Raw genomic sequence first — 2,470 nt, 5'->3', positions numbered from 1 at the left:
CCTCTAAACCTGTTACCAGTGGCTGCTGCCAGAGGCGCTTTTGCATGTCTTTCCGGGTTGGACTCAAGACGATAGTTACCGGACAAGGCGCAGCAGTCGGACTGAACGGGGGGTTCGTGCATACAGTCCATCCTGGAGCGAACTGCCTACCCGGAACTGAGTGTCAGGCGTGGAATGAGACAAACGCGGCCATAACAGCGGAATGACACCGGTAAACCGAAGGGCAGGAATGCGGGGGAGCACGAGGGAGCCATCAGGGGGAAACGCCTGGTATCTCTAAGCCGCATCGGGTTTCGCCACCACTGATTTGAGCGTCTGATTTTGTGATGCTCGTCAGGGGGGCGGAGCCTATGGAAAAACGGCAACGCCGCTTCCTTTTCTCTTCCTTTCCCAATTTGATTGCTACTAGCCTACTCCTTTACTTCTGAGCCGGTAACGCCCGCCGCAGTCTCACGTCCGGAGCGTAGCGACCGAGTGAGCGAGGAGGCGTAATTTCATCGACTCCTGCATTTTTCACTTACGCCCTACAGCTACATTTTTCACCTGCCAGGGGTCAGTTTGGATATAGAGAATTATTGTACGGTAAGCCTGTTTTTTGAACAGACTTACCTATAGCAATAGGGTGTACTCCCGCGCTATACGGCATTTTCAGAGGTTTGACCTTAATCGGATAACCTAAATGCGATACTGCAAGAGCGACAACTTAAAAGCGATAACCACTGACGCAAAATCAACCCCTTACGAACCAAGATTGGTTAAATAATGCGCTTAACGTACAAAAAATTCCGATCTCCAAACTGACCCCTTCTTCGCCTCTTATGTTTCTCGAATGAATCGATGGGGACAGGAAATGTTTTGTGGCCACCGCCGCTTCGCCGGCACCACAAAACTGTCGGACAAGATGTGTTTTTGGAGTACCGCCGGCACCAAAAACATTTCATCAGGCGCAGCCTGATACCCTGAATTTCGTACGCACGAAATTTTGCTTTTGTTCAGATCGAGGGCAGGATTCGCAAAGTGCTGGCGTTTGTACCCACCGGAAGCTGCCGCGCCTGGCGGCTTGGCCAACGCCTCACGGCCGCACAGTCAACTGTGCACCCGTTCACCGTTACCAGATCCCCTGATTCCGGCCGGGCCTGCCTGCACTGGCCAAAGCCTTAAAACTGCGCAATCAGCAGCGCGGGGGCAGTTGATAACCACTTTTTACTGTCATACTTATTTGCCGGCTCTCTGATCGGTACCGGCTGACTGTTTGTGCAAATTTTGTCGGACATCCTGACCCTCGATGTCCGTTTTTTTTGTTCAAAATTCGCCTTTAGTGCCAGCATTCGTCCGAAACCGGCCGCCATTCACTTCCGTGCATAGCCATGCAGGCGCGCAGAAATCATCAGGCGCGTTTTTTCACGATATGGACAGGGAAAGGTGCCGGAAACGCAGAGGACGCGGCAGAAACGCGCTGAGGGCCTCTCAGGGGGTGCGGGCAAGGGGTGTTATGGTAAATGCCCCATATTCAGTTACTGCTTTTCTATTTTTTGAAATAATATTAATATCAGGCGATTGATTTTAAATTAATTAACTATGATTGAATGGTGGTGATTTATGCGCGAACGGTATTTAAATAAAATATCTAATTTTGATATGGCAAGAATAGTGTTGTTTATAGCCATTCAAATTATCTCTTGTGTTTTTATGTTCTGGGGGGCTATTCCTGCCTTGATTGTTTTTTTCTCATATTTAGCCATGAGGAAGGAATGTAATTTAAAGCCGATAGAGAAGTCTAAAGTTTACATATCCGTTTACATGCTTCTTACAGCCGCTTTGGTACTGTTTCTTTTCGTGTATAAAGCTGGCATGTTTAGAGGGGGCGGTGATTATTTCCCTCTCGTTTTTGTTTTTATTTTGCTTTATGTTTACCATCTCGCTTTTCATAAATTATGGTTGCGAACGATAGATGAAAACTCATCAATAATAATTGAAAACGGGATTTTTAATTTTAATCGTAAAAATGCATCTGTAGGATTTAGTCGGAAAGATGTAAATAACATTGATACTCTTCTTAAATTAAACGAGGCTAGAAAAGAAGGTATTATAAGTGAAGATGAGTTTAATAAATTAAAAAAAAGACTAAATATTCTTAACGACTGATTTTTTGCTAACTAAAGGTAAAGAAAGCTTATGAATCTTTGATAAGATTGAATATCTTCTTGTCATTGATTTTTTATCGTCGTAATCTTCTTCCCTGCAAACGAAAAAACCACCCGGCAAGGTGGTTTTTCGAAGGTTCGCAAGAGTTGACGCTCTTTTGAACCGCGGTAACTGGCTTGGAGGAGCACAGTCACCAAAACTGTCCTTTCAGTGTAGCCTTATCGCACCCGAAATTTCAAGACTCTCCTCCTCTAAACCTGTTACCAGTGGCTGCTGCCAGAGGCGCTTTTGCATGTCTTTCCGGGTTGGACTCAAGACGATAGTT

Annotated in this window: 2 protein-coding genes; one reads left to right on the top strand and one right to left on the bottom strand. The window is 45.9% G+C overall.

Annotated elements, in window-relative coordinates:
* Positions 1–122 (bottom strand): replication initiation protein (locus RTW80_RS24030; RefSeq protein ID WP_312720535.1); only part of this gene is annotated, 122 nt, incomplete at its 3' end.
* A gap of 1,477 nt (positions 123–1,599) precedes the next feature.
* Between RTW80_RS24030 and RTW80_RS24025 the strand changes: the two genes are divergently transcribed.
* Entirely contained in the window at positions 1,600–2,145 is a 546-nt protein-coding gene (locus RTW80_RS24025; RefSeq protein WP_097555627.1) for an SHOCT domain-containing protein, read from the top strand.
* Positions 2,146–2,470 lie beyond the last annotated feature (325 nt).

Origin of the sequence: Escherichia sp. AM3 (assembly GCF_032029835.1) — a bacterium.
GTDB lineage: Bacteria > Pseudomonadota > Gammaproteobacteria > Enterobacterales > Enterobacteriaceae > Escherichia > Escherichia coli.
The sequence above is the reverse complement of the archived record's forward strand: the minus strand, read 5'-3'. Positions and strand labels throughout refer to the sequence as shown.

Excerpts from the sequence above, each read along its gene's own strand:
- RTW80_RS24025 (WP_097555627.1), top strand. The coding sequence starts at position 1,600 with ATGCGCGAACGGTATTTAAATAAAATATCTAATTTTGATATGGCAAGA.